This is a genomic window from Brotaphodocola sp., assembly GCF_983179755.1.
On sequence record NZ_CFAHBC010000016.1, the window covers coordinates 32030 to 58713 of the forward strand.

A 26684-nucleotide genomic window follows, 5' to 3' on the forward strand; every position below is an offset into this window, starting at 1 on the left:
GAGCAAAATGGCTCTACATCAACGCCTTGGCAGGATTTCAAAGAATCCTCTCAGCGGTTGACATAGAGCCATTTTTCTTATTTTTGTACGAAATGACTTTGTACAAAATGGAAATGATTATTTAAGCGATTTTCGTTTTATTTTGCAGAGATATAACCCTGAGCGGTCAGAAGCTCTGCACACAGAACAGCTCCACCTGCTGCACCGCGAACGGTGTTGTGGGAGAGACCTACGAACTTCCAGTCATAGACGCTGTCCTCTCTCAGACGACCAACAGAGATTCCCATGCCATGCTCGAAGTTTACATCCAGAGATACCTGCGGACGGTTATCCTCCTCGAGGTACTGGATGAACTGTGCCGGTGCGCTCGGAAGTTTCAGCTCCTGCGGAAGTCCGCTGAAGTTTACGAGCTTCTCGATCAGCTGTTCTTTCGTCGGGTTCTTTCTGAATTTTACAAATACGGCAGCGGTATGACCATTCAGAACCGGAACACGGATGCACTGACAGGTGATCTTCGGCTCCTGAGCCTTTACAATCACGCCATCCTCGATTTTACCCCAGATTCTCAACGGCTCCTGCTCACTCTTCTCTTCCTCACCACCGATGTACGGGATGATGTTGCCAACCATCTCCGGCCAATCCTTGAAGGTCTTACCTGCACCGGAAATTGCCTGATAGGTCGTAGCAACTACCTCATACGGCTCAAACTCTTTCCATGCAGTCAGTACCGGAGCGTAGCTCTGAATCGAGCAGTTCGGCTTTACTGCGATAAATCCACGCTTGGTTCCCAGACGCTTCTTCTGGAACTCGATCACCTTGAAATGCTCCGGGTTGATCTCCGGAACTACCATCGGAACATCCGGAGTCCAGCGATGTGCGCTGTTGTTGGAAACAACCGGAGTCTCAGTCTTTGCATAAGCCTCCTCGATAGCGCGAATCTCATCCTTCGTCATATCAACGGCACTGAATACGAAATCTACGCTGGAAGCAACTTTCTCTACTTCATTCACGTTCATGACAACCAGCTTCTTGACACCCTCCGGCATCGGGGTATCCATTTTCCAACGTCCACCTACTGCCTCCTCGTAGGTCTTACCTGCGGAACGCGGGCTTGCAGCAACGGTCACTACCTCATACCAAGGATGATTCTCCAGTAAAGAGATAAATCTCTGTCCTACCATTCCAGTGGCGCCAAGTACGCCGACTCTCAATTTCTTTTCCATAATTGTAAAGTCTCCTTCTCTCCTTGTTCGTACAGCGACGGCGCCGGGGGAGCCTTGAGCCTCCACGTCGAAGCTGAAATCAATTCTTGATTATCCTATCTCATATTGGTAAAAAAATCAAGCCTTATTCGCGATAAAAATACACTTGTCCGCCACAAAACGACATTTTCTGTATCTGGTATACATTTGCACGCGACAGACGGATTATCCCGCGTACTGAAGCCCATCAAAACACTCATCCTCCGGAATTCCATCGATGGTTCGAGGATAAACATTCTCTTCGTTCGTATCAAGACGGATCTGACAGGTCTTTCCATCTGCGGTCTCTGCGGTGACATAAGTCGAATCATCTGTTGCTTTCAACTTGAGTGCCGTTCCTTTCGGAAGTTTCTCCTGTTTTCCGTCAATCCAGACCGGAACCTCCTGCTTTGTCGTCAGAGTCGGCACGATCTCATCAGCCAGATAAGTGCCCGATACAGTAAAATCGTCAGAGAGCGGTTGTGGCATTCCATCCTCCCCGATCTTATAGTGACGGAAAATGCTGTATGTGCTGAGCATATCAGACCGGCGGAACAGAATGAAGTTGTCCGGGTCTGTCATGACGGAATCATAAAACGAATCATCCGAGGTTCCGCAGTAAGTAATTCCCTTTGTGCTTAAATCAAAGATGTGGAGACTGCGAAAATCATTCGCCTCCTTCGTCTCAATATAGAGATAACTGCGATTGTCCTTTGTCTGGATCAGCCAACATTTCGGATTGTTGAGATCATCGGTTGTCTCTTCCCCGTTTGACAGAAGAAATGCAGACGCACTCCCAGTCTCTGCAAAAAGAGAGGTCGTTCCGGTCTGAGAATCGGTCTGCTTGGAGATTTTCACAGTCTCCTTATTACCGTCTCCATCGAGATCAACAGAAACCTCCTGTTCCTCATACAGAGGTTGAATCTTTGCCTCCGTAACAGAAGTTTTCCCGTCTTTTATGGAATCACTGGACAAGAGACTAACAGGGAGAAATTCTGGCTTAAACAGATTTCCCTCTGTGGCAAACGGGATCTCCACAACCTGACGTCCCGCTGCATAAGGCGCAAGATCATAGTTGTTAAACGTGATCGTCACACCGTTTTGATCGATCGTCCACGAGAGCATCTCTGTGTCCGACAAATCGGAATCCACACTCGAATCCGTCTGCGCGCCATCCGTTCCTGTACCATTTGCACCATCTGCACCATTTTTCCCGGCAGCTGCAGTCATATCTCCGTAAAACATACTCTTTACAGTATCTTCATAACCATCGAAAAACATATCCGGAGAGTAATCCTCCTTCAGCTTCTTCTTGACATACTCGAAAATCCCATCATAGTTCTGAGCAATATCCTGAAGCGTGTACCGTTTTCCAGTCTGCGGATTGAGGTTATAGCCGGTTACCATCGAATTGGGATGAGCACCGCCAAGATAATCGTATTCCTCGACTGACAAACTGACAATCTGCTCATCCGCCCGCTTCGGAATCACAGAAACCTCGTAGGCAAGCGGAGTGCTGTCTTCTCCTGTCTGCATATCAAAAAATTCCTTGTTATCCTGATAGATCTGATCCAGTTCTTGTTCCTGATTCTGATTAAAGGTTTTTAAGGCCTGTTTCAGTGCGTCATGACCGTCTGCCATCAGATACATCTGATCCACGCGACCGTTAAAGAGCTGTTTTTGGTCTTTCCATTCGCTCCGATACTTCGGAATGGAAGTCAGGCAGAGGGTATCTGAGCTCTCATTGGAAGAATTTTTTGACGCGTCTGCACCGTTCTGTTCCCCTGTACCTGTGGAATTTTGATTTTTCGAATCGCCATCTGTCTGATTTCCCTGATCAGAGCTCTGACTATCCTGCACCGTAGTCTGACTGGAACCATCCATTGAAGTTTTATGTGCCTGACAACCGTTTACCGCAAGCATCACAGCAGTCGAGCAGACGGCAAGTGCCATCCATTTGCTTTGTTTAAGATTTCTTTTTCTCATAGAAAAGACCTCCTCTTTGTACCTCTGTGTATATTGGAATTTTCCCAAAAGGGAAATAAGAAATTGTTCATTGGTGGATTGATTTCTTTCATCCTCATCATATCACAGGTTTCAAAAAGGAGGTCTGACGTTTCCATTAAGATTTGTTTACGTTCCTCGCAAAATTATTTAAGAATTGTGATACTCCCACCTAAAGAGGAGGGGGACATCCACTCTGAGTTATAGGCGGACTTTGCTTCCCTTTCCGTCTCGTTTTGCCATCTTCAACCGGTTTAAGTGCACTTCTTTTTTCCTGTAAGTGATGACCGGGTCCTGGCTGACAAAATAGAGGTCTTCGAGTTCATCCTTGTCGGAGAGACGAATTCCACGGACTCCGCGAGAATTCTTCTTCATCTCAGGAATTTCTTCCATCATGAAGCGCAGGAACATTCCGGATGCCGACTGGAGCACAATCTCCTGTTCGGTTCCGACAATTCGCACATCGAGAAGACTGTCGCCATCCTGAAGTTTTGTGGAGGCAACGGTTCTATTGTTTGTGACAAATTCTTCTGCCGGCACCTGTTTGAGCATACCCATTTTTGTCGCAAACAGAAGAAGCTGACCCGTCATGCGCCCGCTCACGGTAAGGAAGACGATCTCCTCCTTGCTTCCGTCGTACTTGCTCACATTGTCGATCGGGACACCCTTGTCACGCATCTTTCCGTATGGAAGGTCGGAAAGTTTCGGCTGGTGCAGGCTTCCGGTATTCGTGAAGATGCACAGTTTGTCCGAACTCAGGCATGGAATCACATACTTATAATCATTTTCAATCGTCTCCTGATTGCGGTCGTAGGTCGATCGATCGATCGTCTTGCAATATCCGAAGCGATCCATGATGAAGACAACCTCCTGCACAACCGGAGCAATTTCCTCAACAACAGCATCCTTTCCATCCTCGATCTTTGTGTGACGCTCCGTCGCAAACTCTGCACGAATATTCTGGAGATCTTCCTTGATCACAGCATTCATTGTCTCTCGACTCTTTAAGATCTTCTCATACTGTGCAATTTTTTTCAGACACTCCTTGTACTCTTTCTCAAGTGCCATGATCTCAAGACCGATCAACTTGTACAGACGCATCTCGAGGATTGCACTAGCCTGTTTCTCGGTGAATCGAAGCTGTTTAGCATCCTCCTCAAATCCCGGTGTCTTAAAATGAATGTTTGAGATGTCGCCATTCACCAGGCAGGCTTTCGCGTCGCGCAGATTTCTCGAACCGCGCAGAATTGCGATAATCAGGTCAATGATGTCACACGCCTTGATCAGACCCTCACGGATCTCCTTGCGCTCAAGCTCCTTGTCGAGAAGTGCCTGATACTTGTGAGTTGCATTCTCATACTGAAACTTCAGATAATTGGAGAGAATTCCACGCAGGTTTAACGTCTCCGGACGACCATTTGCGATTGCGAGCATATTGACGCCGAACGTATCCTCGAGCTTCGTCTTCTTGTAGAGAATATTGCGGATGCGATCGATGTCCGCATCCTTCTTCAGATCCAGAACAATGCGGATGCCTTCCTTGCTCGACTGGTTGGAAATATCTACGACATCCGTGAGTTTTCGATTCTCGACGAGGTCTGCCACATCCATCAAAAACTTATTGATTCCGGCGCCGATCATCGTGTACGGAATCTCGGTGATGATCATCTTGTCGCGGTCGGATCGACGTTTTCCAAGTTCCACCTCGATCTTTCCGCGCAGTTTGATCTTTCCGGTTCCGGTCTCATAGATCTCTGCGAGATCTTTCTTGTTTGCAATGATACCTCCTGTCGGGAAGTCCGGTCCCGGCATATAAGTGAGCATCTCCTCGGTCGTCATGTCCGGGTTGTCGATGTATGCCTGAACAAGGTCAATGACTTCTCCGAGGTTGTGTGGCGGAATACTTGTACTCATGCCGACTGCAATTCCCTCAGAGCCGTTGATCAAAAGGTTTGGCACGCGAACTGGAAGAACCTCCGGCTCCTTCTCCGATCCATCGTAGTTGGAGACGAAATTTACGGTCTTGTCAAGATCCTTTAAATAGACCTCCTCCGCAAATTTTTCAAGGCGCGCCTCGGTGTAACGCATTGCGGCAGCTCCGTCTCCCTCGATGGAGCCAAAATTTCCGTGTCCGTCCACAAGTGCCATACCCTTCTTGAAGTTCTGGGACATAACTACAAGCGTCTCATAGATCGAACTGTCTCCGTGCGGATGGTACTTACCCATCGTATCTCCGACAATACGCGCAGACTTTCTGTGCGGTTTGTCATGACCAAGTTTCAGCTCTCCCATATCGTAAAGCACGCGTCTCTGTACCGGTTTCAGACCGTCTCTGGCATCCGGAATCGCGCGCGCGGTGATAACACTCATCGAATAATTCAGATAACTGCGTTGCATTTCCTCAGAATATTCTGTTCGCAAAATCTTTTCTGACATTGTCTCTGTTCCCCTGTCTGTCTCTAGTTCTACTTCTTGTTCTTAGTCCGTCTGTTTTTTTCGTCTATCTTCTGCTATCTTCTATTTTTTCTTTTTTTATATCATCATTCTGGTCTTGATCTTATGCGTCGATCTCCGCTTCATCCGCATGGTCGTGAATGAACTGTCGTCTCGGCGGGACATCGCTTCCCATCAGCATTTCCGTCACCTCAGATGCCATTCTCGCATCTTCGATTTCGACCTGCTTGAGCACACGACGCTCCGGATCAAGTGTTGTCTCCCAGAGCTGTTCCGGATCCATCTCACCGAGACCTTTGTAGCGCTGTAAACGGAATTCACCGGTGTGACTCTTCTTGTATCGCTCAAGTTCCTTGTCATCATACAGATACTGCTCCTGTCCACGGCTCGGGATCACCTTGTAAAGCGGTGGCATCGCAATGTATACATGTCCATTATAGATCAGCTCAGGCATAAATCGATATAAAAATGTCAGAAGCAGAGTATCGATATGGCTTCCGTCTACATCGGCATCCGTCATCAGAATAATCTTGTTATAACGCAGTTTGGAAATATCAAAATCATTTCCGTATCCCTCTGAGAATCCACAGCCAAAGGAATTGATCATTGTCTTGATCTCCGCATTCGCAAGCACCTTATCCATCGAAGCCTTTTCTACATTGAGGATCTTTCCACGGATCGGGAGAATCGCCTGATAGAGGCGATTTCTTGCTGTCTTTGCAGAACCGCCTGCAGAATCACCCTCTACGATGAAGATCTCACACTTCTCGGCATCTTTGCTTTCACAGTTTGCAAGTTTTCCATTGCTGTCAAAAGAAAACTTGGATTTTGTCAGCATATTTGTCTTGGCTTTCTCCTCCGCCTTACGGATCTTTGCAGATTTTTCCGCACAGCCGATGATTGCCTTGAGCGTCTCCACATTTCGATCAAAGTAATGCTGGAGCTTGTCTCCTGTGATGGAGAACACAGCCTTCGTCGCATCTGCGCTCGCGAGCTTTGTCTTCGTCTGTCCCTCGAAAATCGGATCACGATGTTTGATAGCAACGATTGCCGTCATACCATTTCTCGTATCTGCTCCGGTAAAGTTTGGATCTTTGTCCTTTAAGATACCGAGTTCCTTTGCGTAGGAATTGATTAACTGGGTGAAACGGGTCTTAAAGCCAACCAGATGTGTACCACCCTCCTGAGTGAAGATGTTGTTGCAGAATCCAAGAATATTCTCCTCAAACGCATCTACGAACTGGAACGCAATCTCAGCCTCAATTCCATCTGTCTCGCTCTTAAAGTAGATCGGCTCATGAATCGGTATCTTTCCCTTGTTCACTTCCTTGACATAGGCAATGATGCCTTCCGGCTCATGATAAGTAATGCTCTCCTCCTCGCCCGGACGCTTATTCTCATAGAAAATCATCAGCTTTGGATTCAGATAAGCGGTCTCATGGAGACGGCTCTTTAACCAGTCTGCCTTGAAGCGTGTCTTCTCAAAAATCTCTCCATCCGGAAGAAAGTTGATCTCTGTTCCGGTTGATCTCGTCTTTCCGAGAACTGGAAGAAGACCATCCACAAGCTCCACGGTCGGAATTCCTCTTTCGTAGGCATCGTGGTGAATCTGTCCGTTCTTATACACCTTTACATCCATGTGCGCAGACAGTGCATTTACGACGGACGAGCCCACACCGTGAAGACCACCGCTTGTCTTATATGCATTATTGTCAAATTTTCCACCTGCGTGAAGTGTCGTAAAGACAACTCGCTCTGCGGAAACTCCTTTTTTATGCATCTCAACCGGGATTCCTCGTCCGGAATCCTTGACGGTACAGGAACCGTCTGCTTCCAGAGTTACCCAGATTTTATCACAGTAACCCGCAAGATGCTCATCCACCGCATTGTCCACGATCTCGTAGATCAAATGATTCAGTCCCTTGTTGCCAACGCCACCGATGTACATACCGGGACGCTTGCGGACTGCTTCAAGTCCTTCGAGTACGGTGATGCTGTCTGCATTGTATTGTGTCTTTGCCATGAATCTTTCCCCTCCATTGTTCTTCTGCTCCTTCGCGCTTTTCATGTTTCTGGCCTGTCCGATTTGGATCATCAATCATCGTTGTGATTTATTATTATAATTTATTATTATAATTTATTATTATAATTTATTATTATGATTTATTAGGATCATTCATCGCTTATGATTACGCTGATTATCGTAATTTACGATTTATTACGACTTATTGCGGTTTATCACGATTCATTTTATTTTTATTTTTCGCAAAAGGAGAAACAGATGCCCGCACACCTTTCATGTGCGGGCGCTGAGACATATTATCACAGAATTGTTTGAAAAAAGCAAGTATCTCTGATCACGGAAAATTCGAGAGCAGGAAGAAAAAGCTCCTGAATCGTTCCACTTCTCACGAAAATTTGCCATCAGCAAACAAATGTTCGATAGATGTATTATAGATCATTTTGAAGAAGGTTTCAAGTGTTTTTTTACATTTCATCATCTGAATCTGATTCCGACGGTTCCACAATCCGAATCTCCGACGGAATCAATGATTTTTCACAGTTTCTTTCGAGATATTCCCGAATTTTTACGATATCAAGTTCAGCTTTTTTGTCAAAGCCAGCTGGTCCCGCTTCCATTGCAGGACTTACCTCTGCCGTCAAAATCAGTTTATTTCCCTCTGCATAGCGCACATAAGCCTCTGCATGTTCAACTCCCGGATAATGACAGAGCGTACTCTCAAGCTTGTACAGATCAAGGAAATGACAACCAGTCAAACCCTCCTGAAGAATCGTGCGTCCGCCGTTTTCCAAAAGATCAAGCGATCCATCCGGGAGAATTCTTGCGGTATATCCCGTCTGATAAAGCATGCCAGGACCATACGGATTTGTGATACGATCCCTCCATGTTTCCGGCTCATAATCCATCACATAGAGTTCGCCCCACGCACCAAACGGCTTCTTCCGGCAATTTTTGTCAAATACATAAACCTTAACCGGCTCTTTTCCATCTACATTTCTTAAGAGCTGGCGCTGAACCGTGTGATTCAACTGATCTGCGGTCACCGTGTAATGCAGAGGGAAGAGCTTGTCCGGAAGGTGACGTTTCAGACGGCGAACCAGGGTCTCCTCCTGCATTGCCTCCATCAGAGTCTCCATGATCATCATGAAGCATTCAAGCTGTGCCCGGTCGAAGCGGTTTTCCCAGTAGCGAAGCTCGTAATAATATCCCTTCTCATCGGTGAATACCTGAAGATGAAACGGGAGCGCATCGAGTTGCATTTTTTCGCGTTTTGCCGGATAACCGCCGATTGTTCCAATGTTCAAGAGATCGCCCTGATATTGGAAGAACATCTCATCTGCATGAAGATTGGAGATATAACAGCGCATTGTGTTGACAATCTGTTTTCCGGATGTCTTTAAAAGTTCCGGTACGGTCTGGTCAATGTCCGGCGTGCAGCGGAAATAGTAGGTCAAAAACAGCGGACCGGCAAGACGATGCCAACGGCTGTCCGTTCTTCCACTGTGAATCGATGAACATACCGTGTCATCCTCATTACTGAAAATTCCAATGCTGAGATTGTATGCAGTCAGGAAAAAGACATTCTCGGAAACGCTATATTTCTTACAAAATGCCGTAACCTGATGACGGCTGAGTCTCCGGAAACGCCCTCTTAAAACCGCATCAATTCCATGCTCAAGATCGTAGTCATCCGGTCTTGTCAGAATGCTCTTTCGAATCTTGAATCCCTTCATCAGATTCTGGAAATACTCTTCATTCTTTGTGCGAAGTCCTCTTGCATCTCGATCTTTCTCATCGAGAATGTACTCGTAGAATGTATAGCTCTCCGGTTCCACCGCTTTTCTGAGATAAAGCTGATTCAAATCCTCAAACAGCACATTCATCGTCATTCCATCGCCCATAATGTGTGCAAGATCGAAAAAGAAATAATTTGCAGAATCTGTCTGATAGATTCCAATGTGGTACAGATTCTCGCCTTCTCCGTAGAGATATGGATAGAGAAGATTCTCTCTCGTCTTCTCCCACTGCTCATCGCTCAGATGCGTGATCGGAATCTCAATCTTTCGCTTGTCATCACGGAAAATTTGGTATCTCCCCTCTGCCATCTGAATAATTGCCTTGAGTTCCGGATGAATTTCAAACAACCATTCCACTGCAAATTTCAGTCTTCTCAGATCCACTCTCTCGTCTAACTTATAGAGGAACGGCAGGTTTGCAGTCGTATTTCCCCTCATCACATACGCAAAATACAACTGAAGATTTGTGAGCGGATAGACCGGACGAACACTGTAATCAACCTGATGTTTCTCGTCCTCTTTGCTTGCCAGAGCTTCCAGCTTTAAGACGGAATCATGTTTTACAAGATCATCTAAGGTCATCGAGAGCTTAATTGTCTTATAGAGATCTGTCAACAACAACACACTTCCGAGCGAGTCAAGTCCTGCCTCATAGAGCGGCGTATCGATTCCAAATTTTCTGTGACCGAGTACCCCTGCAACACACTCGTAAATCTGTTTCTGGTACCCTGTCTCCGGCATGCGAAGATTCTGCTCTTCCTGTTTTTCGAGTTTCTTTCCCTCAAAATACTGATTGCGGATAATTTTTTTTGAAGAAGTCTTTGCAAACGGAGTCTCACGGATCGTACAGCGCAGAATGCGTTTGAACGTTGGCAACTCCTGATTATGTTTCTTGACAATCGCGGATACTGTTTTTTCAATATCCTCGACTCCTGCGACCTCTGCGTATTTGTAATTCGGATAAACTTCCGCACAGATCCTGTCATCTGCTCCGTACACAAGAATATCCTCAATCAGACGATCATCCTCAAACATATTTTCTATTTCTTCCGGTGCAACATTCTCGCCGTTGCTGAGGATAATCAGGTTCTTCTTTCTTCCGGTCAGATACAAAAATCCCTCATCGTCCACGTGTCCGAGATCTCCGGTGCACAGCCAGCCATCCTCCGTGATCGCCTCCGCAGTCTTCTCTGGCTCTTTGTAATACCCCATCATCACAGACGGGCTCTTGACCTGAATCTCACCGTCGACAATGCGAACCTGGCAACGGTCAACAATCTTTCCGACGGAATCCACCTTGTCTGGACGTGACCAGTCTGGAGAAGAGATTTTCGGGGAACACTCAGACATTCCGTATCCCTGAGCGATTGTGATTCCAAGTCGCTGATAATTCTTTGCAAGATCCGGTGCGAGATAACCGCCACCGCTGATAATTTTGTGAAGCCGTCTCCCGAGAATCTGCTCCTTGATCTTTCGGATCGGGATCTCCGGCTTCTGACGGCTCAAAATTGCAATTCGATTGTAGAGCGTCTTTGCCATCATTGGAACCATGCGCATCGCAGTTGGCTCAAACAGCAAAATATGCTCTGCCAATTTCTTCATATCTCGATTTAAGCACAGGACTCCGCCATAGCGCATGACCGTGAAAACATCGCCGTTCAAGCAAAATACATGGTGAATTGGCAGGACATTTAAGTAAACTTCATTCTCCGGATTCAGCAGATCTGTCGCACAGAATGTATTGTCCATCAGATTTCCATTGGAGAGCATAACTCCCTTTCCTCGTCCGGTTGTTCCGGAAGTAAAGAGAATCATCGCACACTCATCTTCCTTTGCATCTGACGGAACTTTCTGTCCGGCATATTTTTTGAGAATCTGATCGGAGCATGGAACGTGTTTGCCGTGCTGTAAGGAAATGTATTCGGTCACATTTGGACAGTTCGGACGCACATCATCGGTGATCGGATGAAATTCCCAATCGTAAAATAAGACATCCACATCGGAACGATTGAGGCAATCTGCGAGTTTCTCCGCATTCATCTGCACATCCAGCGGAATTCCTGTATCTCCGCCCGACATCACACCGAGAAGCACCGCAAGATAATGGTAGCTACTGATTCCGAGAAGTCCAACTTTCAGCTTGTGACCTACTTTCTCCCTCTTCTCTCTCGCCCATGTTGCAATCACATCACAGTCCTCTGCAAATTGGCGATACGTCACGCAAAACACCTTTTCATTTTCTTCATACTTCAGAAACACACGGTCTCCGTGTTCACGACCAGCATTTTGCACGAGATCGTAAACCGTTTTGACATCCTGATAGGTAATCATAGTTCCTCCCCTTTGAAAACTAAGACAGATTCATAAGATCTGTCTCAAATATAACATGTCTTAAGGAATATGTAAACATTTTTCAACCAATGCTTTTGTTGAAAAATCACAGTTTTATGTCGATATTTGTCATTTTTTAATTCGTTTTGCAAATAGGCATTTTCTTGTCGGAACTCCTGAAAATAACTAAAAATTTATAGTTCTCTTCTTAAATCGCTAGCCTTCTAACATAATGATGATGCCTCCTTTCGAGTTTGTGTGTCCTACAAATAAGATAGCACATTTTGTTGAAGTTTCTTTATATTATTTTTTATCTAACACAACAGGTTAATTTCTGTTAACTTTAACGAAAAATTTACACAATTTTAGTTATAAAAATACCGACTGCCAATCATTGGATTTTGGATCTAACTTTTGGAAGCCGGTACATTTTAGAACCTCGTCTCTTTACTTTAATTTGCTCTCTTAGTTTCTTAATTTCTTATTATTTTCTTTGTGTTCCTGGTTCTTCGGGTTCTTTGTGTTATCCGAGTTTTTATTTGAGCTGTTTTCCATCTGCAAATGCTTTGCCTACAACCTTTCCTAGTCCCATATAGGTATTATTGACCGGATCAAAGATGATCGGTTTAAGCTTTGCCGGATCTACTTTTCCATCTGTGAGAATACTCTCATCTGCTGTTACATTGACAATCTCACCGATCAGAATTCCGTCTTCAAAACTTTTCAGCTTACATTCCAGCGCCAGAGGAAGATCTTCGATCAGTGGTGCATTCACGCGGGTACTCTTAACTGCATGAAAGCCGGCTCTTGCAAATTTATCCGGTGTCTTTTTCGCAGACTCCACACCTACATAATCACAGGGGATAACCGTATCTTCCGTCGCCATGCTGACGGTAAACGCACCTGTTTTTGCTATATTTTCCGTTGTCTTATGCTCGGACATGCTGATGGAGATCTCATTCATATCTGTGATTGCTCCCCAAGCTGCATTCATAGCATCCGGAACTCCATTCTCGTCATACGTTCCAACAATCAATACCGGCATCGGATATAAAATCGGTTTCGCGCCAAAGTCGACCCTGCTCATTTTCGTTTCTCCTGTACTCTTCATTTTTTGTTATTCTTACTTTTTGATTTATTATTTTCGACTTTCATTCTTGATTTTGATTCTTTATTCCTCGTTTGTCTATATTCGTTTATCTATATTTTGGTGTTTTGACTTTTCCTACAAACTGTGCTGTTTATGCTGTGGTATACCTGGTATACTGAGGTAACGCACAGAAACTTCTTTTGTCAACCATACTCCATTTACAGACAAATAAAACGGATATCCATCAGCTGCCATTTTTTTTGCATTTACCTGATAGACAGACGGTTTTCCATGCCGACTTCCAACTGTTTTTGCAGTTTCATAATCTTTTGATAAGTGCACATACAGTCTGGATTTGCGAATTAATCCAATCTGATTAATGGACTCCACATACTTCTCAGCAGTCCCATGCCATAAGATTTCCGGTGGATTCTTTTGTTCCAATTCAACATCCACTGGAATGGAATGACCTTGATTTGCCCGGATTAATGTTTTGTCTTCATTGAAAGAATATCTCTGTTTCGAGTCCGTTCTCACGATTTCTTCCAACATCTGCATATTGAAATTTCTAGTCTTCGCGATCCCATTAATCAAATCTTCTGTATCTGCCCAGCCATGCTCATCCACTTCAATACCGACAGTTTCTGGATGATGCCGTAAAATATAAGAAATAAATTTCCCGAGACTATTGCTCTTATCATGCTGTCCCATATTCATCCACTTTCCTTTCTGTGTTAAGTTGCATTCTATCAAAATCACTGCACATCCACGCGGAACGTATAACTCAGAAGAAGCTAGTCTCCCCTCCTGAAAAAGTTTGCGATCCCTCACCTATGGAGGAGTGGAACATTCACTCTGTGTTATAAAATTTGTACCATTACATAATTACCTTCCTCTTTGCTGCCAATTGCTCGGATTTTTGAAACTCAGTATACTGGAAATGTTGTTTGCGAACTACCCCGACTTAAAGAAGTCGGATGTTCTCTTGCAAGTTTCTCCTGACTTTCTCTGTAATATTTATGATTACTTCCAATCTGACCATTGTGATCTACATACAGACCATTTGACGCACAATCCAGACCAATCACATTTTCCAGATCCGCCACATAATCACAAACAGGAGGATCAAATTCAAACAGAACCGAGGCAAAAAAGCTTCCATCAGATTTCTGTGAAATCGTATCGGATTTTATCTGCCATCCTTCCTTTGGCTTTCTATGAACGACCGCTTTCACCTTTCCAACTTTCGGTAATTTCAGTTCCTTTTCATACAACGCAATCGTTTTATTTTGATTATTTGTTGTATAGGATTTTCTGCTATATTTTGCCGATTTATATTTTGGAAATTTTAGTAAAGATACTGAATGATTATTTGTGTTAAGATTCACATTATAAATACATCTTATGCTAGTTACGACTGAATGATAAGAATATTATAATGCAATCAAAAATAAAAGTCAACGCCGTATATCCCGCAATTCATCCCACCACATACACATTTGTTTAGAGGTGGGGATTTCTTGCTCACGGCGTGTTAACGGAGAAATGATATGACATATGTAAGAAAACGAGGGAACTCCTTTCAGATCACAGTCTCCTGTGGCTATGATTCATCGGGAAAGCGTGTTATAAAGACGACAACATTCACGTCAGATGCCGGATTGAGTAAAAAGCGTGCGCAGGCAGAAGCAGAAAAGTTTACGGTACGCTTCGAGGATAAAATAAAGACCGGCGGAGATATTTCCAGTGATAAGCTCACCCTTGAGAGGCTGTGCGTTGAATTTCTGGAAGATATGGAAGATGAAGATTGTTTAGCGGTTTCGACTCTGGAAGATTACCGGAAGCGTATTGAGAGCCGGATCATACCGAGTCTCGGACATCTGAGGCTCACGCAGATCACAAACCGCGTTGTGAAAGGATTCTTGAAAAAACTTGGAAAAGGCGAGCGATTAGACGATCGCGGAGGAATGTTGTCTGAAGGGACCGTGACAAAATACCGGGCGACAATCAGCACTGTACTCTCCTATGCCGTAGAGGAAGGTTATCTTCCGATCAATCCGCTGATCTACTCAGGAAAACAGCACAGATGTGCAAAAACAAAACGAGAATATAAGACCAAACAGCTCACCATTGATCAGACAAAACGTTTTCTCTGGCTACTGGATAATCCGGTTGAGATCCGCAGGCAACAACATACAGCCAAGCGCAATGGTCAAACCATTCTGATAAAAGAATGCTCTTAGACCTGGTCTCTTGATCTAAAATAGCGGTTATTCTTCTACGTGGAGTTTTTTCGTAGTATAGGGCTCGTCCTTATAGTATAGACCTTTGTCATCATCAGGAAGTACCATTTCAACAGCGCAATTATCAGCGCAATCGTCAATATTGCTGTGATCATTTCTTTTCCCTCCTGTGCCATCTGGTATGCAAGCACCTGCCAGATCTCACATTTAGATTTCTGCTCGTTCCATGCTTTTCACAAAAGTTGCCCCGCGAAGAAACGCCAAAAAGTTTCTCTGCTCTTCTGCGGTGAGCATCTTCAGGAAAACCAAAACTGCTTCTGCTTCTTTCTGGTTTTCTGTTGCAAGCATTGTCCTTACACTTGTCACCATAACCATTATTATCACTCCTTTGCTTTTGTAGCGTTTGGCGGTTTTAAATTACCGCTGTACGTTATCTTCTATGCCTACTTCTTTCACCAGACCAGCGAAGAAGCCATGAAAATTATGTCAGAAACGCTCATTGAACCGCAATCACAACCTTAAAGTTGTGAAAAAAATCGGCAGTAGTCGCCAAATCGCGGTCAAAAATGCGAAAAAGGCGGGTGAAAAGGGATTTCTTTCTTTTTCACCCGCCTTTAAATTTTATTCCAAAACAACAAAAAACCCTTGATTTACAAGGGTTCCTCATCTCAAGCTCCCTGCCGGATTCGAACCGGCGACCTACGCATTACGAATGAGAGGTTTTACTTTTTCTATTTTTTCGTATTTCCTCAAAACCCAGTATTTAAGCGGGTTTCACAGATTTTATTTTTTATAATTCCTTGTATTTCGCTCTCTTTTTCGCTCTCTTTAGTTGCTAAACAGTTGCCAGCAGTTGCCAAGGTCACAATCTGAGCGCCGTTCTCTCTGTGCTACTCGTCCATGTCTGATTGAACCGCTCCACTCCGTTACCAGCAAGCGCCATAGAATAGATCTTATCAAACTCCTCAGCCTCCGGAAGAAACGATCTTAGGTTCTTGCTAGCAACGCTCCGCAAGTGTCGGATTGCTTTATCATATTCCCGGCGGATCACATACCCCTCTGTTCCCTGAGCCCTTGCGATCTGTGCAAGCGTCTGTTCGTTCCTGTACCGCCGTTTGATGATCTCCGGCTGATTATCCGGTAACTCGTCCACATATCCCCATAAAAGGGCGCTGAGGGCTTCCCCGTCCACTTTATCGGCAACCTCATCCTCAAGAACGTCTCCCGCTGTCAGCGTGTCCATATATTCCAGATCGTCCCCGTCATTCGCTCCCGCCATCGGTGCATTGAGACTCATCACGCCCCTTATATAGACGTTCTTTTCGATTTCATGGACACTTTCCCGGCTCACGTTCAAATAATAGGCTACAAGGTCAATCGGGGGCTTTCTGCCGTATTCCAGCCGGTACGCATTGCAAAAACGCTCGTACCGCTGCACCTGTTCCAGCCTCCCAGCCGGAAGATGTAAAGAACTATTATCTGCCATATATCGCCCGATCCGCTGCCTGATCCAGAAACCGGCATAGGTGAGGAACTTCACGCCCGCCGTGGGATCATAGTTTTCAATCGCCGGATACAGTGCTAAAAAACCCTCCTGTTCCAGATCCTCCATGATTCCGCTCTCCCGGTACTTCCAGACAAGGGAATGGATAAACCCCCGTGTCTGATCGTAAAGGGCTGCCATGTTCTCCGGTACGTTCTCCCCGGCTCTGATCCGCTCTACAAGCTCCTCGTTTGTCATTTCCTCACCTCATCCCATCACTACTCAAACATACATGTCAAAACACCGCTGAAAACAAGGCAGACACCGAACAAAATCAGCTTTGCTCTCGCCTGTGTCAGCTCTGCCCCGCGCCGGTTGATTCGCTGGTGGCACAAAATCGAACTGCCGACCGCTGTCATGATCGTTCCGTACAACATACGCGCCCCTCCTTTCTGCTTCCAGCGGGAGCGGGAGTTTACAAGGGTGTAACGTTTCGTTACATCCCCAAGGGTGTCGCGTTTCACGACACCCTTTCTCTGATCTGCCCGCCGGTTATTGTGAGGGAAATTATACCTTGAACCGGTCAAATAGACAATATTGAGGGATTTTTCAGACATTTTCACGCTTTCCGGTGCTGATCAGCTCCATGCTGTCTCAAATTGTGTGACATTTCACCCGCTGGAACGATCACAACGGGAGTAGAAATTTGCTACCCCCTTTCCATTCCTACAAGAACACCAGTTCTTTAAGGTATCCGACGGGAGCGGGATTTATGATGCCATCCCCTCAAGAATCATTTGATCGAACATATTTTCCCGAACTCCAGTTCTTTTAGGTATGGTCAAGCAATCCCCCGCGGTATCGTGTCAAGAAATCACCTCCGGTTCTCGCTGGAAGATTGTACACTGAGGTGCCCCCCTGTTTTAGAGAGTCACAGCACGCACCCGCCCTCTGTTTTCCCTGATTTTGGGTATGTGTTCGCCTGATCGGCAAGGGTATCCATACCACAGATACCCTTTTTTAGGGACTCAAAAAACTCGTGATAGATCCCGCTCCCGGCTCTGATCTGACAGAACGAAACGTTCTCCCAGCTCCGGCACACCGTCACAGGTGACACCAGCGACCGCCTGACTTGGTATTTCACCGGCACAGATACTGTTTCGGTACTTTAGGTATATTGGTCACTCAAAAAAGAGACACCAATAACCGCCCTGTAACTGCTTTCCAAATTTGGAAAGGGGATTTTTCCCGCCCCCTCGGGCTTCCCTCATGCTTCTCTCACGCTTCACAGCTCCTTTCTTGCTATTCGCTTCCCATTTTTGGGTAGCAAGTTTCACAGCCCCCCCCTTGAACCGCTTAACCTCTCCAATATTCTCCAACATTTTCGGCAACGGTCAGCGTTCGCAACGTTCCGAAAAAAATTCAACGTTTTTCCACGGTCAGCGTTTAGTAACGTTACCATTCAAAAATCTTGTAAAACCTTGTTGAATGGCTGAAGAATCTGAAGTTTTCTGAAGTTGCAACGTTGCGATAAACCTTAACAAAACCTAACATAAATCTTAGGGTTTCTTAGGGTGCAACGTTGCAATAAACCTTGTCATTTCTAAACATCAGCTATTCCGAACGCTCGCTATTTTATCCGAACGTTCGCTATTCGTTTGTTTTGGAATTACAACGTTGTACAACATTCGTCGTTTTGGAACGTTGCAACAGGAGCGGGACTGTTTGGAGCGCTCCATTCGTTTCGTTTTGGAAGTCTGCCCGCTGGTTACCTCCGTACTTTCAGGAACGCCGGTTTTAATTCCGTCGCGTTTCACGACGCATTTACAAGTGTGGAACTTTTCACGCTTGTTGACGGGATGAAACATCCCATCACGGTTCAAGGTGTCTGACGGCTTTGTAGCGGGGTTTTACTCAAAAATGAGTAAAAGGTTCGGATGTCGGCAAAGCCGATTTCTGAAAAGCCAAAAATGGATTCACCCCAGCTTCATCCCTGCTCTCTGTACAAGGTTAGCATTTGTTAGCATATTGGCTCATTCTGCCGGCTTTTCCCTCTCCCCCTATCAAGTATACCCTCAAGCGGTTTCAATGCCGTATTCCTTTATTCTGTATTTGATTTCAGAGAATAAACAGCGTTTTACGAGAGATGGTCCCGCTACCCTTGCCAGCGTCTCCCGATCATGGTATACTCAGGGGGAAATATTAATCAACGTGTTATAATTGCAAAAGGAACCAGAAAAGCGCCCGGATCTCGTAGGCTCGTGATCGGGTGCTTTTCTGTGCCATAAATTGCCCTCTGCCTCCCAAAAGTTGCTAAATACAATTTTCAACGTTAACAAAAGTTAACATATGCTCCTCGCTGTGCCCTTGCCTTTCTCCTACGGCTCTGTTATACTGATCCAGTATCTATGCTCTTTTTGGGGACCGTCTGATGTGGGCGGTCTTTCCTTGCATTATCCCCTAAATCATCGGCAAATTCCCCGTTTTCTTCTCTTACCCTAACAATTCCCCACTCCACACATAAAAACCCGAATTTGACCCAAATTACACGGCTACGTCTGGTGTTTTGGTGGCATCTTTGGCGATCCGGTACGGGAGCGGGTACGGTATACCGTAAAACGGCACAAAAAAAAGAGCGCCCATTGCTGGAACGCTCAAAAAAAGGATGCTACAATGTTTGCGATGTCGTGTCGCGTATTTAGGGGGATTGCTCCCGCAATGGGGGGCGCTGTCTGCCTCATGTTAGAAATCCTCATCACAGCCCCCATTATATCAAACCGGCTAAGGAAAGGCAAGTACCAGCGCGGGAAAGTGCCCCTACCTTATATCACTACTTTCAAGCATGATCTTTTGAGTACCATTTACCTCAAAAGCTAAGGCAACACCAGCAAAGTCAGCGATCTTGATAAGATCCTCCGCTGAGAAACTCCCACGATTTAATTTATTTTGGAGAGATTGCGGGGAAATTCCCAGATATTCCGCCAGTTCAACGTTCTTTTTCCCTCTAACAGACAACAAAGCTCTAATTTTCTCAGTTACTGCCATTTTCAGCCTCTCCATATTCGTATATTGTATCACTTGCAAGATCTATCATATCATTCCAGAATACACAAGTACGACTCGGATCAAGCTGAACTTGATTGAATAATCCCGGGATAGTTTTCAGATCTTGATAGCTTGGAATGGTATCAATATCATCCTCAACGTTGTAAAGTACGCCTTTCCCATCATCGAAAACAACCTGTAATACAAAATTGTTCATAGGCTTCACACTTTTAATTCTTGGAATCATACAAACACCTCCTTTTGCGGATCACTGCCACTTATAACGGTGGCAGTTTTCTCAAGTTCTGATTGTCCCACATTTCAAGAAGCTCTTTTTGATTCTGAGCCATCCACTCTTGAACCATGTCACAGGCTCTCTTTGGAAGATCCCCCTCAGTCATTTCCATCGTTCTCAGATCAAATATTCCAACATGTTCACCGTATAAAGCATGTAGATGACTTGGTTCGTGCTCCTTTGGTTTGAAAAACATTTTGATTACAATTCCATAAAATCTACTGATTTCCGGCATTTTTATCTCCCCTTTCACTGTCCTAAGCCCATTATAGCATACTCAAAAACGTTTATCAACAGATTTTTCTCTGATCGGTTTGAGAATGCCACGCTTGCCAGTTCCTCCCCCGTCTGGTATACTCTTCTGTGAGTGGCGAACTTCCTGAAAACTCTGTAAGCATAAGAAACCCCGGCACCTTTTCACAGGTCCGGGGCTTTTTCTTTGCTCGCTGGTGGCTTATCGCATCACCAGAAAGGCGATCGTCATAAGGAAATTCACAATCAAGGATACTGTCAACAGCTCCTCCGTGTTCTGAAGCTCTTCCAGTAATTCCGCTCTATCTCTCTTCATGGATTAATTCCCCCTGTATTTTGTCTCGTTCCGCTCCCGATTGTAGCGGTATTATCTGCCCTGTTTTGCCTTGCGTCTCGCCCGCTCCCGTCTGATCCCATGCATCAGCCCCAGCGTGTAGAACAAATTCGCATCAATCAGCTTTGAGTCACGCTCACCGGGCTTATAATACCGGTTATTGACTGCTTCATAGGTTTCGCGCGACAGTCTCATATCATTCGCATAAATCAGCGCCTCAATATCGTCCTCTATGCTGATCGGCTCCGCTGGCTGTGTCTCGCGCTTGCTCTGCTTCTCCTGTTCCGGTTCTTTAGCTTTTGCCAGTTTAAAAGCCACGCTCATCAGCGCACCAACCTGTTTCAGACGCTCCCCGGCTGTGTGTGTATGTTCCAGTGCTATATCATTCTCGATTCTCGGCACGCTGAGGTTGCTGTCTTCATGCGAGAAATGATCCTGATCCAGCTCGTTGCACATCGCCCACGCTTTTTCTACGTCCATCTTGACTCTAGTCAGCAAGCTCTCAATATCAATTAATTTCTGTACAAGCTCCATCGGTTTACCCTCACTTTTTCAGTATTTTGTGGGACTTTCGGACTTTTTTGTCCAAAACCCTTTATTTTCTTCTGAAATCGTGATATGCTCGCCTCGTTCTTGGGTGGGAGCGTATCACGTTTCTATCATCTCCCCCGGCGGGCTGGCACCCGTCAGGGGATTTTTTTATTCAATCAGAACGGGAGTTTGCCTTTAAGTGCACATTCAAAAGCAATATCAATATCAGTCACTCTATCGCAAATACTGCCCGTTTCATCCTTGATTCCCTGTAATGCATCGACAGCAAGTTTAAACTCAGCGATCTTGATAAGCTCCAGCGCCGTCCCCTCTGTATATCCGGCATCAATCAGCTCCCTGTATTCTCTGACCGCGTCCTCAGTTTCTTTTCTCATGTGTGTTATTCCTTTTCCTCTCAATGGGTGCAAAAGGTGCAATTTAAAATTATATCGTCTCTATATATGTATATATGACCGCCTTATAGACGTTTTTCTTTTATATATATTTGCTTTTAGAAATAATTGCACCTATTGCACCTAAACACGTTTTCATCAGTTAAATGGGAGCTTTTCTTGGGTGCGATCCACAGGAACAAATTCACTTTCAAGTGTATTTTTGGCACCATCAGATGCACTTTTCCAGCAAATTCCCCCAAAACAGCGAATCCCGTGATATGTTGTCTCTGCATATCCTTTCGCCCTCAGATCATCATAAAATGAGTTGCGTCGCAATGCTTGAAGCTGTTCCTCAGTACAATATTCTTCATACTTACGAAATAACTCCTTGCGCTCTATGCGGTTCTTCTCTGATCGTTCCGTGCAATCTTCCATGAAAGCCGTCACACTATCAGAGCTACGATAATACTCGTGAACAAGCATCTTACTGTTTGGGCTATCCAGCTTTGCCCCCGTTGCGTATACAGTTCTGAGTGACTGAACGCATTTACAAATAAAAGCCGGCATACTCTGAGCGAGTCCCTCTTTCAAGTTCTCAATTTTCGGTCCTTTCTTGTCAATGTGGATCATCAGCAAACGCCTGTAAAATGCAGTGGTTTTTTCGTCATAGGATTTCGGCATCTGATTGGCTGAAAAAATCAACTTTGCATAGCTCCGAAACCAGAACGTTTTACCACCTTTATATTCTCCCTTTACCGGGTCCTCTCCGGTGATTCGCTTGACTGCATCCACCTGCTCAAGTGCCTTTTTAGGGAGATCTGCACACGCATTTAAAAGTTTTCCCAGTAATTCCGTTGCCGTAAAACGCTCCCCTAATTCCTGTAATGCAATCCCACAAGTATTTTTCGCACCGACCATATCCATCAACATATTAATAGCCGTAGACTTGCCAGCTCCCGGCGCACCAGTCACAACTAAAAACTTCTGGAATTGTGTATCTCTTGTCATACAATATCCGGAATATGCGAAAAACATTTCTCGATCCGCCTGATCTGGTATTAAACCCTTAAAAAATTGCTGTGCCACAGAGCTGTCAAAATCCGCCCTTGACTCGTAATTATGCGGGATCTGGTTGATTGATAGATATTTCGGATCATGTGCGTGCATCTGGTTGTTGAGTAAGTCATACATCCCATTTTGAAAATTGATCCATGTAGCGGGATAGCAGTTTATTTCGCTGTTTTTCTTTGCCAGACGGTAATCAATCATAATCAGACCATAAACACGATTAATTCGCGTCACGGTAATAAGTTCTGGAAGAATCAGGCTTTTTATATGTGCTTTTAAGATTTTTCCATCCTCATCTCTCATATAGTAGCCCCTACGATAAAGATAGGGCTGTCCGTCCATAGTGAAAAGCTGTAATTCGTGCGTAATATACTCCGCTATTTCATTATCAAGAATCTCATAAGGTCCATGTTTACCAATCTTGTGGAAAACCAGCAAATCTATATTCTTTTCTTCTGTCTCCACTTGCCTGCCGTTCTCCTTTCCATTTTTCCTCAAGTTGCTTGTGATACCATGTAGCGGTTTCTTTCAGTGCCTCTTCTCTGGTTGCTTCGTACTCATCAACAAATTGTTTGTAATACGCTCTGGCTTTCCCGCATCCGATCCCCTCAAGTCGGCTGAGGGCGATCTCTGCAAAACCGGGATATGTAATTTCATAACCGTAGATTTTCATAAAAAACGCACGGCTCAATTTCATATCTGACCGGATCTCTGAAAGAAGTTTCTCCCGGCTCATCATGCCAGCGTCCCGCCATTCATATACTCGATCAACTTCCCCATGTTCACCAGATACTTACGACCGGCTCTCATATGTACGATCTTGTGATTGATACACAACTTTCTCAGGCAGTCATAAGATAAACCGGTGCGTTCCGCTGCCACCTGCAACGTCACCATCTCCGGGACTTCATAATTGCTCTCTGTCATATTGTTCTCCTTTCCGTGTTTCTACTGGCAATTTTCTGTTTTTTACCCCGTACCCTATAAAGAGTACCCCTGAAGGGTTTCAGTGTTGGATTTCTGACTTGCAACTCGCTTGTTTAAGGCTGTAACTCGCTTTGCAGCGGCTTCACGCTGTTCATCTGTCAAATGAACTTCCCGCTTCTTTGATCTGACTGTCAAAAAGCTCTTTGGGAAAGTGTAACGTCTTGCCACTACCTTGCCCTCATACTTGAATTCCTGAATCACTTTGAACTGCTCCGGGTTCTGCTCCACCAGCTTGTCGAACTTTCTGATCCATACCGGATCTGACGCGTAAATGTCCGCGTTTTCCTCCGCTGCATTGAATGTGATAACGCTCTCGCGCTCCACTGCCGTTAATGAATATGCCATTTTTGCTCCTTTCTGATGCTTCTCTGTGCATCCCAGACACCCCAGCCCCGGTTTATCTGGTTTCTAGTTTTTCCCAGTTCTGGAAGAAACCTCACTCGTTTTCTGTGTCGATGATCTCAGTTACATCAACACCCAGCGCGCGGGCAAGTCGTCCGGCGCATACTGGTGTGACTTCGCGCTGATTCAAAATCGTGTTCATTCGCGCACGGCTCACTCCGTAGGTTTCTGCAAGCGCGCTCACCGTCATGCAGTTGGTAGCTCTCGCAAGGTCAATTTTGTCTCTCGATACTCTCATGCTATCACCTCACTTGTTTTTTTTGATATTGCAGTGTGTAATATTACAAACTGCAATATTACTTTAATATCATTTCGTAATATTGTCAATATGGTATTGCTATTTTTATTACATTCTGCTATTGTTTGAATGGGAGGTTATTGAAAAAAATGGACGATATTTTTGAAAGGATAGGGAAAAATTTAAAATCGTTACGCAAAGAGCGCAACGTTTCTCAGAAAGAGCTTGCAGAGGCACTAAATGTATCACAAACATCGGTAGCACTTTGGGAAACTGGAAAACGCAAGCCATCACTAGAAACCATTATGCAGATTTCAACTTTTTTTGCTGTGCCTTGTGATTTTTTGTATTCTGAGAACTTGCAAAATGATAAAAAAACAGTTAACGAGTTGATAAAGGAACGATATAAGACCATTAGCAACAATTCAACAGATAATGACATTAACGAAACGCGCCAAATCGCACAAAAGTTGCTTGAAATCCCGGAATTACGCGAACTAACGCGCCAAATCGCACAAAAGTTGCTTGAAAGTCCAGAATTTCTTGATCTTGTTCGTACTGCAAAAGATATACCGCCGGAACAACTAAAGGCGCATACTGAATTTATGAAGAGTCTGAAACGCCAAGAAAAAGGAGACTACGACGAACCTTGTTGATTTATAAGGTGTCATCATTTCGGTGACCCCATCAAACCCGCTCAAAAATGAGCAAAACCCCGCTGCACTCAAAACCCTTTATTTTGCACACAAATATTTCTCTGTATGTCCCAGACACCCCAGCCCGGTACTTGGAAAATCAGAAAAAATATTGTAAGATGCACAAAAAGAAAGGGGAATTGTACAAAATGGCTTGTATCAGACAGAAAAAGAATGGATCATACAAGATTATTGTTAGTTGTGGCTATGATCCAGCCGGAAAGAAACTGACAAAAACAATCACGTTTACACCGGAAACATATACTAAGACAGGAAAGCTAAAGGCAGAGAAGACGATTGAGAGAGAGGTAAATGAATTTGCAGCGGACTTTGAGAAAAAGGTTCTGACGGGAGAATATACAGCCGGGTATACAATGACGCTTGCTGTATATGCTGAGAAGTATCTGGAAGAATATGCTAGGGAAAACCAAGCGCCCAGAACCTTTCAATCAACTGAGAAGACTCTGAGCGCCTTTGTGGCTGATTTTGGATATATGACACTGGAAACACTCAACCCACTGTTTTTACAGGGATATTTCAACGATATGGCAAAGATCCAGAGCCAAACAGGCAGCGGGACACTCTCACACGGCACGATCAAGAGGAGAGCTGCCGTTTTATCCGCTGCACTGTCTCAGGCGGTACGCTGGAATCTCTTGAAAGAGAATCCCATGAACCGGGTTCAGATCAAGAGCCGGGAGGCTGGCTGGATCAAGCCCACAAGCTCTAAAATGTTTCACTCAGGAGCAAGCTGAGACATTCTTGCAAGTGCTTGAAAGCTCGCTCATCTACTCCTATGCTTCCAGATCACGCACCGATTGCAGCGGGAACGTGTATCAGGTCAGCGAGTACCAGAGCGCGCGCACAACCTCGTTACAGCTCCGGTTTTTCTTCTATCTTGCCATGTTTACCGGATGCAGGCGCGGGGAATTACTTGCTCTCAAGTGGTCTGATCTTGATTTTAACGCCGGATCTGTCAGCATTTCAAAGTCCATGTGTCAGATCAAGGGGGAAACTATTATCAAGTCCACCAAGACAAATTCTAACAGATTGATCTCTATTCCTCAAGTAGTTGTCGCGGTTGGTAGGCAGTGGAAGAAAGCACAAGCTGAATACAGGCTTGCAATGGGCAGCCAGTGGGCTGATGAGGGGAATGTCTTCACGCGCTGGAATGGTCAGTATATGGGACTTGATACGCCGTATCAGGCTTTTCACCGCATCATTGAGCATTACGACGCCACCAGACAGCCGGGAGCGCCTGAGCTTCCCTTGATCCCGCTGCATGGTCTGAGGCATACCGCTGCCACGCTCCTCATCGCAAACGGCGTTGACGTTCGTACGGTATCCGGAAGACTCGGACACGCAAACACCAGCACCACACTGAACATATACGCTCACACACTGGAAGAGTTTGACCGGAAAGCATCTGACGTTTTGGAAGAGATACTAACCGTCAAAAAGGTGTGAAAAAATGGGTCAAAATTTCCCGGTAGTTGCCAAACAGTTGCCAAAACGCAAAAAAGCCGTCTTTTATGACGGCTTAAATTTTACCCCAGAACAACAAAAAACCCTTGATTTACAAGGGTTCCTCATTTCAAGCTCCCTGCCGGATTCGAACCGGCGACCTACGCATTACGAATGCGTCGCTCTACCAGCTGAGCCAAGGAAGCAATCCTGAACATTCTGAATTGCTTCAAAACATTCATGACCTCGCCGGGAATCGAACCCGGGTTTACGCCGTGAGAGGGCGTCGTCTTAACCGCTTGACCACGAGGCC

General features: G+C 45.1%; 24 protein-coding genes and 2 tRNA genes. 4 read left to right on the forward strand and 22 right to left on the reverse strand.

Going from position 1 to position 26684, the window contains the following annotated elements:
• Positions 1-137 precede the first annotated feature (137 nt).
• The 8 genes from asd to AC4EVX_RS07625 form a co-directional block, all read right to left on the reverse strand.
• Positions 138-1223, reverse strand: coding sequence for an aspartate-semialdehyde dehydrogenase (gene asd / locus AC4EVX_RS07590; RefSeq protein ID WP_432630604.1), 1086 nt, complete (start codon positions 1221-1223; stop codon positions 138-140).
• A 204-nt stretch (positions 1224-1427) separates the two neighbouring features.
• A complete protein-coding gene (locus tag AC4EVX_RS07595) occupies positions 1428-3227 on the reverse strand; it encodes a DUF3298 and DUF4163 domain-containing protein (RefSeq protein WP_490159904.1) in 1800 nt (599 codons plus the stop codon).
• Positions 3228-3446: 219 nt separating this feature from the next.
• Entirely contained in the window at positions 3447-5681 is a 2235-nt protein-coding gene (locus AC4EVX_RS07600) for a DNA gyrase/topoisomerase IV subunit A (RefSeq protein ID WP_490159905.1), read from the reverse strand.
• Positions 5682-5802: 121 nt separating this feature from the next.
• Positions 5803-7722: a DNA gyrase/topoisomerase IV subunit B gene (locus AC4EVX_RS07605; protein ID WP_308451289.1), complete on the reverse strand. Its 1920-nt coding sequence runs from the start codon at positions 7720-7722 to the stop codon at positions 5803-5805.
• A gap of 464 nt (positions 7723-8186) precedes the next feature.
• On the reverse strand, positions 8187-11849 hold the full coding sequence (locus AC4EVX_RS07610) for a non-ribosomal peptide synthetase (RefSeq protein ID WP_490159906.1): 3663 nt from the start codon (positions 11847-11849) through the stop codon (positions 8187-8189).
• A 535-nt stretch (positions 11850-12384) separates the two neighbouring features.
• Positions 12385-12936, reverse strand: a complete 552-nt coding sequence (locus tag AC4EVX_RS07615) for a flavin reductase family protein (protein WP_308451291.1) — start codon at positions 12934-12936, stop codon at positions 12385-12387.
• 138 nt (positions 12937-13074) lie between these two features.
• Positions 13075-13650, reverse strand: coding sequence for an RNA 2'-phosphotransferase (locus AC4EVX_RS07620; RefSeq protein ID WP_490159922.1), 576 nt, complete (start codon positions 13648-13650; stop codon positions 13075-13077).
• A gap of 215 nt (positions 13651-13865) precedes the next feature.
• Positions 13866-14327: a hypothetical protein gene (locus AC4EVX_RS07625; protein ID WP_490159907.1), complete on the reverse strand. Its 462-nt coding sequence runs from the start codon at positions 14325-14327 to the stop codon at positions 13866-13868.
• A gap of 162 nt (positions 14328-14489) precedes the next feature.
• On the opposite strand from AC4EVX_RS07625, the gene AC4EVX_RS07630 reads away from it, so the two are divergent.
• Positions 14490-15182 carry a tyrosine-type recombinase/integrase gene (locus AC4EVX_RS07630; RefSeq protein ID WP_308451293.1) on the forward strand — a complete coding sequence of 231 codons (693 nt, stop codon included), beginning with the start codon at positions 14490-14492 and terminating at the stop codon, positions 15180-15182.
• An 862-nt stretch (positions 15183-16044) separates the two neighbouring features.
• On the opposite strand, the gene AC4EVX_RS07635 is transcribed toward AC4EVX_RS07630, so the two are convergent.
• The 12 genes from AC4EVX_RS07635 to AC4EVX_RS07690 all read right to left on the reverse strand — a co-directional run bounded on the left by AC4EVX_RS07635 (position 16045) and on the right by AC4EVX_RS07690 (position 24212).
• Positions 16045-16923 carry a sigma-70 family RNA polymerase sigma factor gene (locus tag AC4EVX_RS07635; RefSeq protein WP_490159908.1) on the reverse strand — a complete coding sequence of 293 codons (879 nt, stop codon included), beginning with the start codon at positions 16921-16923 and terminating at the stop codon, positions 16045-16047.
• A gap of 20 nt (positions 16924-16943) precedes the next feature.
• On the reverse strand, positions 16944-17282 hold the full coding sequence (locus AC4EVX_RS07640; protein WP_490159909.1) for a hypothetical protein: 339 nt from the start codon (positions 17280-17282) through the stop codon (positions 16944-16946).
• Positions 17283-19482: 2200 nt separating this feature from the next.
• Positions 19483-19710, reverse strand: a complete 228-nt coding sequence (locus AC4EVX_RS07645; protein ID WP_432629156.1) for a helix-turn-helix domain-containing protein — start codon at positions 19708-19710, stop codon at positions 19483-19485.
• Entirely contained in the window at positions 19697-19957 is a 261-nt protein-coding gene (locus tag AC4EVX_RS07650) for a DUF2442 domain-containing protein (protein ID WP_490159910.1), read from the reverse strand. The genes AC4EVX_RS07645 and AC4EVX_RS07650 overlap by 14 nt, the downstream gene beginning before the upstream one ends.
• Before the next feature lie 31 nt (positions 19958-19988).
• Entirely contained in the window at positions 19989-20240 is a 252-nt protein-coding gene (locus tag AC4EVX_RS07655; RefSeq protein WP_432629158.1) for a DUF4160 domain-containing protein, read from the reverse strand.
• A gap of 384 nt (positions 20241-20624) precedes the next feature.
• Positions 20625-21125, reverse strand: a complete 501-nt coding sequence (locus AC4EVX_RS07660; protein WP_490159911.1) for a hypothetical protein — start codon at positions 21123-21125, stop codon at positions 20625-20627.
• A 173-nt stretch (positions 21126-21298) separates the two neighbouring features.
• A complete protein-coding gene (locus AC4EVX_RS07665; RefSeq protein ID WP_490159912.1) occupies positions 21299-21517 on the reverse strand; it encodes a hypothetical protein in 219 nt (72 codons plus the stop codon).
• Between the two features lie 156 nt (positions 21518-21673).
• A complete protein-coding gene (locus AC4EVX_RS07670; RefSeq protein WP_490159913.1) occupies positions 21674-23050 on the reverse strand; it encodes a DNA primase family protein in 1377 nt (458 codons plus the stop codon).
• The gene (locus tag AC4EVX_RS07675) at positions 22998-23324 is read right to left on the reverse strand and encodes a hypothetical protein (protein WP_490159914.1); all 327 of its coding nucleotides are present in this window, start codon (positions 23322-23324) and stop codon (positions 22998-23000) included. The genes AC4EVX_RS07670 and AC4EVX_RS07675 overlap by 53 nt, the downstream gene beginning before the upstream one ends.
• Positions 23321-23512 (reverse strand): helix-turn-helix domain-containing protein, encoded by a 192-nt coding sequence (locus AC4EVX_RS07680; RefSeq protein ID WP_490159915.1) that lies wholly within the window; start codon positions 23510-23512, stop codon positions 23321-23323. The genes AC4EVX_RS07675 and AC4EVX_RS07680 overlap by 4 nt, the downstream gene beginning before the upstream one ends.
• A 54-nt stretch (positions 23513-23566) precedes the next feature.
• Entirely contained in the window at positions 23567-23917 is a 351-nt protein-coding gene (locus AC4EVX_RS07685) for a hypothetical protein (protein WP_490159916.1), read from the reverse strand.
• 91 nt (positions 23918-24008) lie between these two features.
• Positions 24009-24212, reverse strand: a complete 204-nt coding sequence (locus AC4EVX_RS07690; protein WP_490159917.1) for a helix-turn-helix domain-containing protein — start codon at positions 24210-24212, stop codon at positions 24009-24011.
• Between the two features lie 149 nt (positions 24213-24361).
• Between AC4EVX_RS07690 and AC4EVX_RS07695 the strand changes: the two genes are divergently transcribed.
• The 3 genes from AC4EVX_RS07695 (at position 24362) to AC4EVX_RS07705 (ending at position 26374) form a co-directional block, all read left to right on the forward strand.
• Positions 24362-24868, forward strand: a complete 507-nt coding sequence (locus tag AC4EVX_RS07695; protein ID WP_490159918.1) for a helix-turn-helix domain-containing protein — start codon at positions 24362-24364, stop codon at positions 24866-24868.
• A gap of 158 nt (positions 24869-25026) precedes the next feature.
• Positions 25027-25662 carry a phage integrase SAM-like domain-containing protein gene (locus tag AC4EVX_RS07700; protein ID WP_490159919.1) on the forward strand — a complete coding sequence of 212 codons (636 nt, stop codon included), beginning with the start codon at positions 25027-25029 and terminating at the stop codon, positions 25660-25662.
• A 13-nt stretch (positions 25663-25675) separates the two neighbouring features.
• A complete protein-coding gene (locus tag AC4EVX_RS07705; RefSeq protein WP_490159923.1) occupies positions 25676-26374 on the forward strand; it encodes a site-specific integrase in 699 nt (232 codons plus the stop codon).
• Positions 26375-26504: 130 nt separating this feature from the next.
• Here the strand turns inward: AC4EVX_RS07705 and AC4EVX_RS07710 are convergent.
• Positions 26505-26577 (reverse strand) — tRNA-Thr (locus AC4EVX_RS07710).
• A gap of 35 nt (positions 26578-26612) precedes the next feature.
• Positions 26613-26684 (reverse strand) — tRNA-Glu (locus AC4EVX_RS07715).